Source organism: Vibrio satsumensis (assembly GCF_050337435.1).
Taxonomy (GTDB): Bacteria; Pseudomonadota; Gammaproteobacteria; order Enterobacterales; family Vibrionaceae; genus Vibrio; species Vibrio satsumensis.
The window spans coordinates 139,007-155,867 of sequence record NZ_JAKJSX010000006.1; the positions used below are offsets into that span (position 1 = coordinate 139,007).

Annotated in this window: 13 protein-coding genes; 8 read left to right on the forward strand and 5 right to left on the reverse strand. The window is 45.1% G+C overall.

The window, feature by feature from the left end; genetic code table 11:
• Positions 1-69: 69 nt before the first annotated feature.
• The 5 genes from L4C44_RS08150 to dsbD are packed head-to-tail and all read left to right on the forward strand — an operon-like array spanning position 70 to position 5,043.
• Positions 70-534, forward strand: a complete 465-nt coding sequence (locus tag L4C44_RS08150; protein ID WP_004732809.1) for a TlpA family protein disulfide reductase — start codon at positions 70-72, stop codon at positions 532-534.
• Positions 534-1,025: a DUF4266 domain-containing protein gene (locus L4C44_RS08155; RefSeq protein ID WP_229648677.1), complete on the forward strand. Its 492-nt coding sequence runs from the start codon at positions 534-536 to the stop codon at positions 1,023-1,025. The genes L4C44_RS08150 and L4C44_RS08155 overlap by 1 nt, the downstream gene beginning before the upstream one ends.
• Before the next feature lie 49 nt (positions 1,026-1,074).
• Positions 1,075-2,301, forward strand: coding sequence for a DUF3570 domain-containing protein (locus L4C44_RS08160; RefSeq protein WP_428804831.1), 1,227 nt, complete (start codon positions 1,075-1,077; stop codon positions 2,299-2,301).
• A complete protein-coding gene (locus L4C44_RS08165; RefSeq protein ID WP_428804832.1) occupies positions 2,291-3,250 on the forward strand; it encodes an FAD:protein FMN transferase in 960 nt (319 codons plus the stop codon). Before L4C44_RS08160 ends, L4C44_RS08165 begins: the two co-directional genes overlap by 11 nt.
• Positions 3,247-5,043 carry a protein-disulfide reductase DsbD gene (gene dsbD, locus L4C44_RS08170; protein WP_428804833.1) on the forward strand — a complete coding sequence of 599 codons (1,797 nt, stop codon included), beginning with the start codon at positions 3,247-3,249 and terminating at the stop codon, positions 5,041-5,043. The genes L4C44_RS08165 and dsbD overlap by 4 nt, the downstream gene beginning before the upstream one ends.
• Before the next feature lie 81 nt (positions 5,044-5,124).
• Here the strand turns inward: dsbD and L4C44_RS08175 are convergent, their stop codons facing one another.
• Positions 5,125-6,255 carry a phosphotransferase gene (locus tag L4C44_RS08175; protein WP_428804834.1) on the reverse strand — a complete coding sequence of 377 codons (1,131 nt, stop codon included), beginning with the start codon at positions 6,253-6,255 and terminating at the stop codon, positions 5,125-5,127.
• Positions 6,256-6,266: 11 nt separating this feature from the next.
• Positions 6,267-6,551 carry a GNAT family N-acetyltransferase gene (locus L4C44_RS08180; RefSeq protein WP_146490228.1) on the reverse strand — a complete coding sequence of 95 codons (285 nt, stop codon included), beginning with the start codon at positions 6,549-6,551 and terminating at the stop codon, positions 6,267-6,269.
• 273 nt (positions 6,552-6,824) lie between these two features.
• Between L4C44_RS08180 and L4C44_RS08185 the strand changes: the two genes are divergently transcribed.
• Positions 6,825-7,571, forward strand: coding sequence for a flagellar brake protein (locus tag L4C44_RS08185; protein ID WP_146490227.1), 747 nt, complete (start codon positions 6,825-6,827; stop codon positions 7,569-7,571).
• 172 nt (positions 7,572-7,743) lie between these two features.
• Here L4C44_RS08185 and L4C44_RS08190 read toward each other — a convergent pair whose 3' ends face one another.
• Positions 7,744-10,104: a Lon protease family protein gene (locus L4C44_RS08190; RefSeq protein WP_285954807.1), complete on the reverse strand. Its 2,361-nt coding sequence runs from the start codon at positions 10,102-10,104 to the stop codon at positions 7,744-7,746.
• A 240-nt stretch (positions 10,105-10,344) separates the two neighbouring features.
• On the opposite strand from L4C44_RS08190, the gene L4C44_RS08195 reads away from it, so the two are divergent.
• Together L4C44_RS08195 and L4C44_RS08200 are read left to right on the forward strand one after the other, a co-directional pair.
• Complete coding sequence (locus L4C44_RS08195; protein ID WP_146490225.1) at positions 10,345-10,839, forward strand: hypothetical protein; 495 nt, start codon at positions 10,345-10,347, stop codon at positions 10,837-10,839.
• Positions 10,840-10,851: 12 nt separating this feature from the next.
• Positions 10,852-12,480 carry an ABC transporter ATP-binding protein gene (locus tag L4C44_RS08200; RefSeq protein WP_428804835.1) on the forward strand — a complete coding sequence of 543 codons (1,629 nt, stop codon included), beginning with the start codon at positions 10,852-10,854 and terminating at the stop codon, positions 12,478-12,480.
• A 200-nt stretch (positions 12,481-12,680) separates the two neighbouring features.
• Here L4C44_RS08200 and L4C44_RS08205 read toward each other — a convergent pair whose 3' ends face one another.
• A complete protein-coding gene (locus L4C44_RS08205) occupies positions 12,681-13,694 on the reverse strand; it encodes a LacI family DNA-binding transcriptional regulator (RefSeq protein ID WP_050643642.1) in 1,014 nt (337 codons plus the stop codon).
• Between the two features lie 94 nt (positions 13,695-13,788).
• A complete protein-coding gene (locus L4C44_RS08210) occupies positions 13,789-16,860 on the reverse strand; it encodes a GH116 family glycosyl hydrolase (RefSeq protein ID WP_428804836.1) in 3,072 nt (1,023 codons plus the stop codon).
• Position 16,861: the final 1 nt, after the last annotated feature.

Sequence of the window (16,861 nt, forward strand, 5' to 3'; positions counted from 1 at the left end):
TGATTGGAAACACCTGAATTTAAGCATTGAATTAAAAACAAACAAGTTAAAAACAATATGGAGAAAAACATGTTTACACGAGCCCTAGCACTATTGGCGCTGTGCCTTTCTTTACCTGCATTGGCTTATCAAGAAGGGGATTCGTTGTCGCCAGACGTCATAGAAAAACTTCAACTCAACAAGGATGAACTGACCATTGTCGACTTCTTTGCAGAGTGGTGCGTGTCTTGCCGTGAAGAGCTACCAGAAGTCAATCAACTCTACACCGAACTCAAAGGCACAGGCGTCACGTTTAAAGGCGTTGATGTGGATGAAGATGTTGAGGTTGGCTTGGAGTTTCAAAAACAACTCGGACTGGAGTTCCCTGTTGTTAACGACCCTGAACAAGCGTTGATCGCAGAGTTTAAACCTATCGGCATGCCTGCGCTTTACTACATCTACCAAGGCAAGGTTATCAAGATTCGTTTTGGTGCCATTAACCACATTAGTGATGTGATTACTGATGACCTCACCAAGATGGGAGTGCAACTGTAATGTTAATCAAAGTCACCCTTGTTGGGCTACTCGCTATTCCAATGACGGCTAATGCCACGCTAGAACTCGACCTCAGTGGTCTGGGCAAAAAGCCCGTTGAGCAACAAGCCACTGACAAAAACGAAGGTCCTATCGTTGAAGAAGAGATCATCTCCAGCACCGTTTATTCAAGTGGCGGTGATTATTCAAACCAAGAAGCAAAACGTGCAACCAGACGAAACATTGAAATGGTGAAACCCAAGGCAAAGCAACTGGTTATCGAACAGAAAGCACCAGAAGAGAGTAACAAACCTTCTGCTTTGGCTTTCGTTGATGAGTTTCTTGGTATTGAACCTGTAAAGCCTTGGGAAAAAGGCACATTGGCTCAAAAAGAGATGAAACCCGGCGGCACAGTGCCTGAGTTCGACGTCTTTTCTGAAAAGGTCTTCGCTTACAAACAAGGTTCCGTCGGCGGCAGTGGCGTTGGTGGCGGAGGTTGTGGTTGTAACTAACCGCTCCTTCAACGAATAAATCAGTACTTCAAAACAAAATAAGAACAAAATGAAAAAATTACCAATTACGCTGCTGAGTGCAGCGGCAGTGGCTAACGTGGCATTAGCTGAAGATCATATCTCTGTTCACTACCTGAGCTATGAGGAATACGATGACAGAGTATCAGCCAATGACACCATGGTTTCGATTGAGAAAAGTATCGGCTTAGATTGGACACTCAACGCAGAGATAAGCTACGACAGTGTTTCCGGTGCCTCACCAGCGTGGGGACCAACGACACCTCCTGCTTCGAATGCAGATCAGATCAATCGCGCCCTTAAAACTCAGCAAGCGCAAAACAAAACCAACGAAGTGATTCGTGCTGGCTACGATCCTCACCGCAGCGGCTATGAAATCCAAAAAGTAGGCCTTGAAGACACTAGAAAATCCATCAGCTTAAGCGCGACCTATCGCGATACCTTACGTAACGAATGGACCTTAGGTGGCAACGCCTCTCAAGAAGAAGATTACGAAAGCCTTGGTATCAATGCCAAAGGTTTGGTCTATGCCGACAGCACGAAAAACCGTTCGTACAGTCTAGGTGGCTCTGCCCTTTTCGATCAGACTCAAGCGTTCGGCAAATACTCGTTGGCTTCATCAAACAGCCAGAGCTGGGAAGACATTTTCACCGGCAGTTTAGAAGCCGGATTATCACAAACCTTCACGCCGAATCTATACAGCATTTTTACTGCTTACACGGGTTACCGCAGTGGCTATTTGAGCAATCACTATTTAACGGTTCTGCGTGAAGTCGATATCAACGACGACGGAAAGATCGATGATGATGAAGTGTTCTTGGGACAAGATTCTCGACCGGATACGCGACTCTCTGGCGGTATTAATATCCAAGCTTTTTACTCATTGTCCGACAGTCTAAAAATCCGACCAAGATACAAATGGTTTATGGATGATTGGGGCGTAATGTCTCACCAGTTAGGCGGCAAATTATCTTGGCGAGTGAGTGAATGGTTAACGTTAGCACCGGGTTATTTCTGGTACACGCAAGATGCGGCCGATTTCTATCGCGACCCAAGTAGTGCGGATCCTTCATTTGCATCATCCGGATACGCAACTTCAGATCTGCGCTTAGGTAACTTCACCGCCAATGCCTATGAGCTAGGAGCGAGTATCAAGGTGCATAAGAAATTACGCTTAAATGCGCTTGCTGCATATTACGAACAGAGCAACGGTTTTGAAGCGCAATGGTGGGCGGTTGGAGCAACCTATGAGTTCTAATCTACCCTTTGTGCACCGCTTTCATGCGATGACAGTGCCGTGTGAAGTGCAAATTTTGTCGATGGATTTGGCTAACTTTCCAGAGGCAAGTGCAACAGCAATCGCGACCAAGATAGAGCAAAACACACGCCGTTTGGAAGGCAAGTATAACTTCTACTGCGACGACTCGTGGCTAACACAATGCATTAATCAAAGAGCGTCATGTGACATTGAACTCGACCCAGAATCTGCCGAGGTTTTCCAACACCTAGACCGATTAAGTCAACTCACGTTCGATACCTTTGATACTACGGTCGGAAGCATCAAACATCTTTTAAAACAAAAGCCGAAGATGTTGCACAGTCATGCTTTCCAAGCCTTGTCTTCTGCTTTGGGTAAGCAAGCGTGGGAGCTGAAAGGGACAATGGATCTAAAAGGCACTGTCGATCTACAAGGAACCATCGATTTACAAGGGACGAGGCTACACGTCCCTGATTCACGCACTCGCTTCGACTTTGGCGGCGTCATCAAAGAGTACGCCGTTGACCAAGCCGTAGCGATCGGAAAACAACTCGGCGCGACGTCGATGTTAGTGAATTTTGGCGGTGACATCTATGCGCTAGGAACCAAACCGGATGGCTCGGCATTTAACATTGCTGTCTTAGATCCAAGAGACAACAAGACCCCATTTTTCGCAGTTCCGTTAACGAACGCAGCGCTCACGACCTCAGCTCACAGTGAACGCCAAGTGCAATTTGGTGACAAGACCACCTCTCATATTCTGTCAAAGCAAGATGTCGAGCAGAAGATCCTTTCTGTTACCGCTATCTCGTCGTCCACATTAGAAGCAGGCGTGCTCAGTACTTCACTGACATTGAATCCCAACATATCAGTACCTGAAGATAGCGCTGTTATCTACATCGACGATCAATTACACATTCACCAAAACACGGAGTTCCTTCATCTATGAAGTGCTACCTACTTACGTTAATTCTATTGTTTAGCAGCTTTTTGCATGCTCAAGAAAACGAGTTTCTTCCCGTTGAAGAGGCCTTCCCCGTCACATGGGAAGCCACAGACCAAGGCGCGGTAATCAGCTTTGATACGCACAAGGGCTACTACCTGTATCAATCTCGATTTTCGTTCAAAGGTGAGTCGTCATTATCTACGTTAGAACCGAGTTATTCGCTGCCAGGTGAACAGAAAGAGGATCCTAACTTTGGTAACGTCATCGTATTTCACGAACCGCTTACCGTTACCGTGCCTTACACCGGAAGTGGCAAACTCATCGTGCGTTACCAAGGCTGTGCAGACAAAGGGCTTTGTTATCTGCCGCAAAAGTTAGTGCTCGATTTGCCGATGCTCGAAACCGTAGCTGAAGCCCAAGTTGAGGAGACATCAAACTCTCTATATCAAACCTTAGGTGAGATCAGTGAGGATACGAATGGCTTATCTTCGTTCCTATCCCAAGCCGGTAAGTTACAAGCGCTTCTTGTGTTCTTCTTGCTTGGCCTAGGCTTGTCTCTGACGCCATGTGTACTGCCGATGATTCCAATCTTAGCCAGTATCATCGGTGGCGAAAAAGCGATGACAGGCAAAAAAGGTGCGGCACTCTCCAGTTCCTATGTTCTGGGTATGGCGACCAGCTATGCCATGACGGGGATCTTAGTCACCACCTTGGCAAAAGGCGTCAACCTGCAAGCCGCGATGCAACAGCCTTGGTTGTTAAGTAGCTTTGCAGCGGTTTTTGTTCTGCTCGCATTGGTGATGTTCGGATTCTATGAACTCCAACTGCCTGCCGCCCTGCAGCAAAAGCTCAACAGCGGCTCAGACAAGCTTGGAGGCGGTAAGATCGCCAGTGTCTTTGCCATGGGCGCAATATCAGCCTTGGTTGTGTCACCTTGTGTCAGTGCTCCATTGGCTGGTGCGTTGCTGTACGTCTCAACCACTCAAGATTGGATGTTTGGTGGGGCGACTCTGTTCGTTATGGCGCTTGGTATGGGCATACCGCTTATCGCTATCGGCGCAAGTGGCGGGCGTCTGTTATTAAGAAGTGGCGCTTGGATGGTTTCAGTTAAACAAGTGTTTGGCGTGCTGCTATTGGCTGTTGCTATCGTGCTATTAAGCCGCTTTGTCGCTCCATCGGTCATTATGATCTTATGGGCGCTGCTCGCCATCGGTTCTGGTGTACATTTCGGTGCTTTAGAAGCCGCACAACCGGGTTGGGCGCGTACTCGTAAGTTCTCTGCTTTGCTACCATTGAGCTATGGTTTAATTTTATTTGTCGGATTTTTCTTAGGTAATACAGACCCTCTGAACCCACTTGAAAACAGGGACTCAGTCCAATCCATTGCGATCACTCCCTTTGAAAAAACAGACTCTATTGTTCAGCTAGAACAACAGTTGCAAACCGCAGCGAGCAGCGATCAAAAGGTGCTAGTCGACCTTTACGCAGATTGGTGTGTGTCTTGTAAGGTGATTGAAACCAACGTGTTCAACGACCAACAAGTGAGTCAAAAGCTTAAAGAGTGGAAAACCATAAAACTTGATGTGACTGAGAGTTCTCCCGAGCAAATGGCGTGGCTCAATGATAAGAATGTATTTGGCCCTCCAGCGATTTTCTTTTACTCACCCACCAGCGGTGAAATAGAGCCTGCGCGAGTAATGGGGGATATTGATAAAGAGGGTTTCAATAAAAAACTCAAACTTGCCAATAAGCTCGCTTACACACGAACAACAGAAGCTGATAGCCAACCGAACTAAGGCCTACGCTAGATAAAATCAAAATCGCCCAATCATAAATTGGGCGATTTTTTCTTTTGTGGTTTACAGATATAAGGCAATTTATTCTGGGCTTTCTAGCTGCTCAATCACCGTTTGAGTCAATTGCTCAGTATACGGATTGATCTTCCAGTGTTCTGGACTCCAACCTTTGACAAAACGTTGAAAATCAGCCCACGCCACATAGAACATTGGTCGCCAAGCGGCTTCGACTTCATCAAACGAAAGCTGTGGCTGATAGTACGTCAATGCCTCTTCCAAGTATCGGAAGTATGTCTCTAACATATGTGACTCAAGTTCAGCGCAATCTTGCGGCCTGACAGCACTGCTCATAAACAGAGCCACGTCTTTCATCGCACATCCGTGACCGACGTACTGGAAATCGACTGCAGCGACTTTTTCACTCTCAGGATCAAAGCAGAAGTTGGCGAGCTTGGCATCACCATGCACTAAGGTTGGATATGGACACTCTCGGAGTATGCGGTCGATGTGCTGTGCTTGGTGCTTTAATTGTAAATCGGACAATGCGTTCAGCTCATCAGGGCGTGTGTCTAAATGCCAGTATGTACCGACTTGCCACAATAAGGCTGATTGTTCTTGATCTACATTGATGTGCTTTGCGTGAAAGTTAGCGAGCCATTTAAGGCAAGCATCGCGTTGTTTCTGCTCTTCTAGAGTGTAAGCAGACGCCAGTTCAGACTGAGTATCTTTGGTTGCCAGATCGTCAGACACAGCAAGCACATCAAATTGAGAGGTTAACGGAAAACCGATATCCGCTAAGTCTTGCATCACAATCAGCCATTCGTTCTCTTGCAACTCACATTGCAGCCCAACAGGTACGGGGCAACGCTCATCCCATTCTTGAGTGAACGATTGATACCATTCCGTCTCAACTTGATAAGAGTGCACCTTGCGTTGGTGAGAGAGTTTGGTGTTCCAACCCTTTGGGTGTTCGGCTTTATCTGGCAATGCGACATGTTTAACAATCACACTCTTGAGTTCAGCACTGTTTTCTTGAGAAAAGACCAAGCGAACTAACTCGCCATACCCGCCCCACAGGCTTTGAATCACTTGGACACCAAACCCTTGGTTAAAGCCAAGTGAGACGGCAATTTTTTGATAGAGTTCCGACTGATTTTTATCTGAGCTAGTTTGAAGTTGAGCTCGATTATTCGACGATATTGATTGAGACATATTACTCGTTGTTATGCTTTGTCGGATAGAAGATGTGACCACTGTGGCTGCCTATTCATATAGTGAACAACATAGCTACAAACCGGCACAATTTTGAAGCCCGCTTGTTCAATTTCGGGCAAAACCGACTCCATCATCACCTTACCAAAGCCCTTGCCTTGCAGCTCATCAGGAATGCGTGTCGAGGTGATATGTAGTACATCTCCGTCCTTTTTATACTTAACGACTGCGAACTGGTCGGGTTCTAGCTCAACCGTGATCTGGTTCACTTCTTGATCCCATTTTACTGCCTGCATTCTCAACTCCTGCAAATAATTGATACGACAAACAATAAAAGTTTGAAGTATGAGTTCCTTGTAATAGACTAACGCAAGTGCATATAAATAAAACTAAGTACTTACAAACACAGTAAATAATTTAGTGCAATCGGCTTAATATAAAATCAGCAATGATAAAGGCACTCTATAAATCTATGTGAGTACGTCCACTAAATCTAGCACGTAATACCCCCTTGTTAGCAAGCTACCAATATAACTAACAGACGCATGTTGGCGCATGGAGAACCTATAATGAACGCACCCCTGAAGAAGCCTTTGGAGCATAATCAGGCACTTCAAGACCCTCGTAATCGCACCGTTTCCACCATCAATAGCACTGATGCGCTAGCGATGATTGAGCACGGCAGTGAACTGACATTAAATGTCTCAACTCCCGTTGGCACTAAGTTTCTCGCCACCACCAAATTTATCGGTACGCACAGTGATAATTGTATTGTGGTTGAGGTTCCTGATGTATCCAATGAAGATCTGAACTTTTTCTTTCAAGAAGGTTTTTGGATGACCGCTCGGGCTTATTCTCTACGAGGTGAAGGTGCGCTTATCCACTTTAGAAGCCAAATTCACCACAAGATTGGTGAACCCTTCCCTATTCTTGTGCTGTCTACACCAAGCACGATGCAAGTGACTCAGCTGCGTAAAGAGACACGCTATGAAGTGAATTTAGCTTCAAGAATCATCTTCAACGACCAACGAGCAAACTGCGAGATAAGAGACTTATCGAAAAGTGGCTGTCGCTTTGTGACCTCACCGACCTCTCGTGCGATTCAGATTGCCGATCGAGTGTCTATTGAGATAACTCCTGAGAATTACAACGGTCCGCTGATTCCGCCATTGCGAGGCATTATCTGTAATCTGCAAAAATCGACGCACTACGCTCGATACGGTGTTGAATTTGATGATATTGGCCGAGCTAACGCCAAACACTTATTGGCAAAGTTGAAGTTCGATGGCACCAAGCTCTGCTTACGAAACGGTTAACGCCTTTTAAGACGCGACTTTCTCCGAATACCGTAAGCTGACCAAAAACAAATGGCTCCTAGCGAGCCAAACCTCAACAAATAAAAAGCCATCGACTCTAAAATCGATGGCTTTTGTGTTCTAGCTATTTGTTTAACTGTTTATCTAAGCATTAAACTAATTAGCTATACGGTTATTTACGCAGTGCGTTCAGTTTAGCTTGCGCGATACCAAAGATAGTATCGATTGGGTAGCTCCCCTCATCACTAGCCTCACCAGCAGCTTTACCTGTGAACAGTTCAATCGCTTCTGTTACATGGTCGATGGCCCAGATGTTGAACTCTCCCTTTTCAACCGCTTTGACGATGTCGCTGCGCAGCATCAGGTTATGAACATTCGAACGCGGGATGATCACACCTTGCTCACTTGAACGACCTTTAATTTCACACACATCAAAGAAGCCTTCGATCTTCTCGTTCACGCCACCAATTGGTTGAGACTCACCAAACTGGTTCATCGAGCCAGTAATTGCGATATCTTGACGGTTTGGCTGCTTAGAAAACGCCGACACCACCGCACAGAACTCGGCCATACTCGCACTGTCACCATCGACGCCACCATACGATTGCTCGAAGGTGATGTTAGTGGTAAGCGGTACTTTCGCTGTCTTACCAAACACAGAAGAAAGATAAGCCGACAAGATCATCACACCTTTCGAGTGAATACTGCCACCTAGGTCGACGTTTCTTTCGATATCAATTACTTCGCCGTCACCGTAAGCCGTGGTAGCCGTGATTCGGTTCGGCGCGCCAAACATATGGTCAGTTGTACTTAACACAGACAGAGCATTGACCTGTCCAACCGCTTCACCATCCACATGGATTAGCGTTGTACCATTAGTGAAGGTTTCCATCACGCTGTCTTGCAGTCGTCCGACACGCATCTGTTGGTTCGATAGCGCTTGGTCGACGTGTGTTGCACGAATCAGGTTCGATTTTGATCCTCTAGCCACGTAGTTTGACTCACGAAGCAGGTTAGCAATGTGTGCTGAGTGCAGGGAAAGCTTGCCTTGGTCACCCGCCTGACGAGAGCTGTGCTCAATGATGCGAGCAATCGCTTTACGGTCACAATGCAGCATATTGTTGTCATGCACGATGCTCGAAATGAAACGCGCGTAATGCATTTCAGAGTCGGGAGTACGCTTCATCTCATCTTCAAAATCGGCTGTCACACGGAACAGTTCACCAAACTCCGCATCGTAGTGTTGCAGAAGCTGGTAAGTTCGGTAATCACCAAACAGAATGATCTTAACGTCCAATGGAATAGGCTCAGGATCAAGCGATACCGCCCCCGTTAAGGTCACCTCTTTCTCTAGTGAAGTGAAACTCAATTGACGTGAACGCAGCGCTCGCTTCAAGCCTTCCCAAACGTACGGCTGCTCAAGTACCTTGACCGCATCCATCAACAGTACGCCGCCGTTTGCTCTGTGCAAGCTACCTGCGCGAATCAATGAAAAGTCAGTAAATACGGTGCCTTTAAAGGTCGCGGTTTCCACATGGCCAAACAGAGAGTGGTAATTCGGATTCTCCTCTACCACGATCGGCATCGCTTCCTCTTTCTGGCTCACAATCACATTGACCTTGTAGCGACGCGGCATTTTCTTATCCAAAGAGGCCGTTGCAACTTCGGCTTGCTCTGTGCTCTCTTCTAGAAAAATATCGGCGTTATCAACAATATCCTTACGTAATGCCGTGAGATACTTCTTGATCTCTGGATATTGACTGTAATCCTGCTTCAACTGCTTGATAAAGTGAGTAATCACATCTCGCGCCGTATCATCATTTAGCTTTTGAATTTTCTCTGTGTACGTCTCTTCAAGCTCAGTCAATTCACGAGAAATGGTTCGCAGTCCGACTTCCAATCCATCAATGGTTTTATCAAATTGATCTTGCTCTTCCGGCGACAGTAGATCGAAGCTCTCTTCGGTATGGAGCTCATCACCATTCATTGCCACGAACTGGTAATCACCCTGAGTGGTGATCGTCAGGTTGATACCTTTATCTTTCGCTTCTTGGCTAATGCTTTCTAACGCGGCTTGTTGCTTAGCTGCTAATTGGTTTTTAAGCCTGTCAGCACGGCTAAAGTACATCTCGTTATCAAACGCTAGAGGCATACCTTTTAGCAACTTACGCATCAATTTTTCAATATCTTGCTTTAAGCTGCTGCCTACGCCACGAGGCAATTTCAGTACCTTAGGTGTACGAATATCTTCGAAGTTCGCGATATAACACCAATCAAAAAGCTCCTGCACTTCTTGAGGGTGACGGTTTAGATAGCGCAAGATCATGGTGCGTTTACCCAGACCATTTCGCCCTATCGCATAAATGTTGTAACCCTTTTCCTTAATTGACATCGCGAACTCAACGGCTTTTTGTGCCCGTTCCTGTCCGACGATTTCGTCAATTGGAGCCAGTTCTTTGGTCGACTTACATGGTAGCTTGTCTAATTCCGCTACCTGATACAGTTGTTCTGTATTGAGCCTTTGCATCGCCATCGCCGCCTCCTTAGTCCTTCATTACTTGGGTGTAGATAAAATCAGTGTAGATGTAATTTCCTACAAATTTAGTGACTTACGCTACACAGCTGTTCAACCGAACAAATAACACACAATTTAAGCCATATTTAGGAATAGCCCGTCATTTAATTCACCAACTTAACATGTGAATGATTTTAATTTGCAATTGATAATAAATATCATTAACATTTTAAGATATTATAAATTGAGGATGTGGATATGGAAATTGAACGATGTTGGATGCACTACCTAAAAGCTGAACAGTTAATGGAACAAGGTCACTGGCCCGAAGCACAGCGCCTCTATGGTGATGTTCTAACCTCTCTTCCTCATCACATCCAAGATGCCGCATACCAAAGCGATATCAAACCCTGCCAATTTGCATGCCTGCTTGCCGGGTTGAGAGACGCCAGTGTCGCTCAATCCGAGATACTCAACCGCTTAGGTCAGCATCAACAAGCCTTCGATACCCTGAATCAATCTTACGCGCTGATGCAATTTATCTCTCTTGAGAACACTGATCTGATTCAACGTACCTTTGGGTTACTGGAAAAGCAGAGCGAAGATTTACTCAATCACCTGATCGCTTTTTGCAGCGCTCAGCGCAGTTCGCACTGGATGCTCGAATTAGAACAAATACAACGTGCTCATCACCATTTTGGGCAACTTAAAACAACGTCAGAAGTTCAATCTTCACCTAATGTCTTAAATTGATAAGGATATATCATGTCGGACCGGGCCATACTTAAAGTCAATAACCTCTCCGTTAGCTTCACCACCAATGATGGAATCATTGATGCGGTCAAAAAGGTTAACTTTACCCTTAACTCAAGCGAAACCTTGGCCATTGTTGGTGAATCAGGTTCAGGTAAATCAGTCTCTTCCAACGCGCTTATGCGTGTGCTTCCTGATAACGCGATTATCGATCAACAATCAGAAATCGAGTTTGAGGGACAATCGATTCTAGGAAAGACTGAGCGAGAAATGCAGTCAATTCGTGGCGATAGAATCGGCATGATCTTTCAGGAACCAATGACCTCTTTGAATCCATACCTGCGTGTCGGTACTCAAGTGGCGGAAGCCATTATGTGTCACCGTAAGGTATCGAAATCAAAAGCAAAACAGCGTGTGTTAGAGCTGTTCAACCTTGTGCATTTACCTATGCCAGATCAGGCTTACACCAAGTACCCCCATGAATTTTCAGGTGGTCAGTTACAGCGCATCATGATCGCAATGGCACTGATCAATGAACCGGATATTCTGATTGCCGATGAACCCACCACAGCACTCGATGTAACGGTTCAAGCAGAAGTGCTTTCTCTTATCAAAGAGATACAAGGCAAGATGGGGATGGCTATTTTGTTCATCACCCATGATCTCGGTGTAGTGAAGCACTTTGCTGACCGTGTGCTGGTGATGTGTAAGGGTGAATTGGTCGAGGAAGGGCTTACTCAAGAGCTATTCGATAGCCCTAAACACGATTACACACGTATGCTAATTAACTCAATTCCGAAAGGCGCGAAAGTTCCTGTTGAGGCATCCGCACCTGAACTGCTTTGTGCAGAAGATATTCGCGTGAAGTTCTTGATCAAATCTCACTTTATCCAAAGTAAGAACCAGTACTTCGAAGCGGTTAAAGGCATTTCGTTGAAACTGAAACAAGGTGAGACTTTAGGTATTGTGGGAGAGTCTGGTTCAGGAAAATCAACCCTTGGACGCGCATTGATCGGCTTGCTGCCAAGCAGCGGACGTATTGTTTACAAGGGCCAAGACGTGAGTTTATTAACCGATAAAGAACGTCACAAGCTTAAGAAAGATGTGCAGATGGTGTTCCAAGACCCTTATGGTTCTTTATCACCACGTATGACGGTTGGGGAGATCATCACCGAAGGCTTAACGGTGCATCAACCTCACTTGTCAAAACAAGAACGTTTAGAAAGAGCGCGTAAAGCACTGATTGAGGTTCGCTTAGAGCCAAACTCAATTAACCGTTACCCGCACGAATTCTCTGGCGGACAAAGACAGCGTATCGCGATTGCTCGTGCGTTGATCCTTGAGCCATCTTTCATCTTGTTGGATGAACCGACGTCAGCACTCGACCGCTCAGTACAACTGACCGTGATTGACCTACTGAAAGATATTCAAGCTAAGCACAATATTGGCTTCCTGTTCATTAGTCATGACCTCTCAGTAGTGAAAGCACTTTCAGATCGTGTATTGGTGATGCAGAAGGGTGAAGTGATGGAAGAAGGCTCTGCTGAAGAGATTTTTAATGCGCCGAAAAACGACTACACCAAGAAACTCATCGCTGCGTCATTCGATTTAGAAAATAATTCGGAAAAAAATGCAGCTTAAAGGGAACTAATCAAGATTAACAGCGTCTTATAGATACATTCTGAAAAAGCATCTAATGGATTGCACTCTAGAATGGATATAGCAAAACTGGTTTGGCCGCCAAAAGAGAAATGTCGCATGGATGCGACATTTTTCGTTTCTGAAGGGAAATAATGTGCCTTTCAACGTCATCCCCTAAGACTCAATCACTTCAACATCAACTAGCGATACAGAGACTTAGTCGACTCTCTGACGATTAAATCAATCGGTGGTAAACGAGCTTCATGTCGCTCGCCAGATAACAAGTTCAAGATCGACTGAGCACACACCTCGCCAATCTCTTCAATCGGCTGCCTCAAAGTCGTCAATGCTGGCGTGAAATACTTCGACGTTGGTAAGTCATCAAACCCTATTACTGACACATCTTCTGGCACTTTGTAGCCGTGATCATGGAGCGCCTTAATCGCCCCATAAGCCGTTTGGTCATTGGCGGCAAACAGAGCAGAGAAGTGAATCTTAGATTCTATTAATTCCACGGTTTTCTCATAGCCAGTTTCACTACTGAAATCCCCTTGCTTGACGAGCTTTGGCATCACCTTAATGCCCGCTTCTTGAAGCGCTTTCTTATAGCCTTCAAAGCGATTACCTGCGTCTGGCTGGCTAGAAAGCCCTTTGATATGAGCAATATTCACGTGCCCCTGTTGGAGCAAGTGGAGGGTTGCCATGTAACCACCCAACACATTATCAATGTTAATTGAGCGAACATTATCTGCAACCATGTCATAGCCCACTGCAACAACCGGAATGTCTTGCGCATACTTAGCGATGTCCTCTTTGGTGATGCTGCCTGTCACGATGATCATGCCATCGACATTACTCTTAGCTAAATACTCCAAGGCATGTATTTCGAGCTTTTTTTGCCAATGCCCGGTAGCTATCACTAACGAATAGCCTTGAGCTATCAGGGTTTTCTCCATGTCGTTAAGAATACGACTGGTATAAGGGCTATCAGGATGCTGCACCAATACACCAATCGTTAATGAACGGCGATTAATGTTTTCCTGCATTTGAAAATTCGGCTTGTAGCCGGTGTCTTTGATTGCCTGCTCGATATTCTGGCTTTTATCATCCGACACATAGGTTGTTCGATTAAGAAAACGAGAAACCGTGCTTGGAGAAACGCCAGCTAGCCTCGCTACATCGTATACGGTGGTTTTTTTAGTTTTAGTGCGCATCTCAATACCCTAACCCAATGACATTAAGGGGAGCCCTAAAGCTCCCCATCAGTTTCAACTCAACATTGCTCAAGGTGAAACTCATACTATTTAATTAATATAAGTAGGCGAAAATCATCCCCGGTCGGAAGTAGCGACCCGCGGTATATTTCAAACCTGTGCTCAGAAGCCACTTGTGAAGAACCGTAGCTTGATCCGCTGAAATTTCACCTTGTACCATATTAACAAATTTATCATTGTCTTTCGTCAAACTAGGATTAACCCGACCGTCAGACAGCACACAGTTTTGCAATTTAAGTGCATTAATCCACTTTTTCGCATCACTTTGTGACAATTTAAAAGACTCTGAAAGATCTTTCTCATCAAATGAGACTGAACAGTTGAACCCTTCTGGTGCGGCAAATGGAATTTTTGAATAGTCATACAGCGCGGTATACACGGTATCCATTAATGTTTCTGCTTGCTGCGATTTGCCCGCTAAACTCAACGCTGTCGCGACACTAAATTGCACGCCAATCCACACGTCTTGCGCCTGAAAAGCCTCATGTGGAGAACCATCCGCGAGCGTCATATTCGCCACCCCAAGTTTAGGGCTGTTAATCTCGAAGTTATGTTTATAAACATAGTCCAATGCACGCTGAATGCGCTGTTGCGGGAAAATACCCTCTAGGCCAATCAGTTTGAGATAACTATCGGCAAGCAGCGCATCACCAAAGCTATTGTCAGAATCGGGTACCAAGTCTAGATATTCTTGCGTGAAAGCTTGAGGTGCCGTTTCACTCAACAAACGTTTCTTGGAGACACGTTGAGCTACCTTACCGATGTTTATCGAAGTATCGGTTTGTAGATAGTCGTTAAGCATATTCTTATCAGCAATCGCATCACCCGTTAAAACCAACCCCAGAGTTTCCAAAGCTTGGTAGCCTTCACCGGTGAGATGCTTGGCTTGGACAGGCGTCACGAAGAAGTGGTAATAACCCTCTTTCTCATCCCACAAGCTCTGCTCAACCGTGGCTAATGCCTTTTTAGAACGTGTTAGGTAGTCCGAACCCAGATCGTCTTCACCCATTAATTGTGCAAGTTCACTCGCGGCTTGAAGGCCAGCAACCCAGAGGCTCGCACAGTAAATAGAGATACCATGTGAAGCGAGATTATCGAAGGTATCGTCAGTACCTCGAGTGAGTGGTAAATCATCGCCCTCAGCAATCAAGTTCGATAAGAAATCGATGCTCTCTGTAACGGCTTGCCAGCACTCTTTAACCACTGACATATCTTGTGTGTTTTGGTAATGACGGTACACCATCAGAATGTATTTCGGTGCTAAGTCCTTCCATTCCTTAACATTATGCCAGCTATATGCGTCAGGCTGAATGTCGAACGGGCTACCCAAATCGTGGATTACTGCACCTCGAATCGCACGCACACCTTGGTACTTTTCATCAATCAATTCAGCATTCGGTGTCGCTTCATATTCCCAGTAGCGGCGCTGAGTAAAGTCTTCGGCCAAAATGGCTTTTGAGAACTCTTTCATCACGCAGCCATCAAGTTCAGGTAGCAAATAGAGCAATGAAAATGATCCGTAGAAATACACATCCAAAGAGTTAAAGAATGGGTAATCAACACACTCTTTCACTAGGAACTTATCTTCTTTATCCCATACTGTTGATTCAGCAAGGAATGATAGTGAGTTCATCGCCATCGTCGCATAGCGCAGTGCTGATTCAGGCTGTGATATCTTACTCTGAGCTTGCTCTAGGAAAGCAGTCTGCTGCTCAACGAGCTTCTGCTCAATCACCTCAAGCTTTGGCAAGACATCTTCTAACATAGGTAAGGCAGGTTTAGCTTGAGGGTAGAATTGCGTATAAGCCTTCTCCGAGTTCCAGCCATTAAGCATCACTTTGCTATGTGCCATCACTTGTGCAAAACGCAGGTCTACAGACTCACCCGGCTCCAATTCAACCTGTACCACAACAAGTGCGCTCAATGCTTCGCGCCCTGTGTAAATGCCAGTTTGGAATTCAGCGTTAGTGCGGCCGGTTTTCAATGCGAACTCGGTTTGTTGGGTCACTTTCGAAGTATAAAGCGTTGGCTTAACAGACACCGATACCTTGCCCGACTCCATCAAACGGTTTTCGGCTTGAACACCAAACACCACCTCACCCTCAATGTCACTTTGATAAGGGGACTGACTTGTGAGCTGAACACCAGTAAAACCGTAGCTTTCACCATTAAGCTTCACCGCTTGATGCTGCTGATCAATCGGGTTTTGAGACAAGGTACACGCCGAATCTTGAATCCCATCACGACCTTTCCGGTAGGTTGAACCGATCAAGTTTTGTAGAGGTTGAGCAAGAGTAATCACGCGTGTTTGCTGTGATTGGTTAGTAAGTTGGAAGTGGTTCCAGTGCATCGGCAAAGAACAGAGGCGTTTATCCTCCTTAACGATCGGCGAGACTACCTTTCGCTTTATATTAATACCATCAAAACTATTATATTGATATTCAGCTAATGGATATAAAGCCTTATATTCTATATCGCTACCATTAACACTTTCTATATCACTATTATTTCCCGCAGTTAGTGATAACTGTCTCGCTGTACCATTTATTAATAAACCATTAAAGAAATCTAAGGCTACATATAATTGACAATCAATCGATGATGAATCGGATTCAATTAATAATGTAGTCTTATTAGAAAACTCGACATTCCACTTTATAAAGTTATCTTTATTTTCTTTATAGAAATTACCATTTTCTAATGCGGCACGAATAAGGTTAATTGCATTCGAAATTTTTTCTTTATCTATCTTCTTTCCATCGAATAGCGCTGGGTAAAAATTCAGGTGCACACTAAGCTCTTGCTCGTTAAGAACTTGGAGCTTTTCAGTGGTCGGCACATCCATCACTGACGCATAAAAATCATTAAAATTAATAGCTTGTTGTGAGCAGTCGACAAATATCCCTGGAATGAAACTGAAGTTTGGCGTGTTGCCATTTGGCGTCAGTGTAAATGTATTACCGATACCACCGATTGCCATTCCGGTATTTTCTGGTGTCGTAGAAATTGGCGTGTACCAAGGTTGAATAAATTCAACTGCATCACCTTTTTTACACAGGTGTTTTGAATTTCCTGAATAGCTTGTATATGGAATTTTATTATTCATT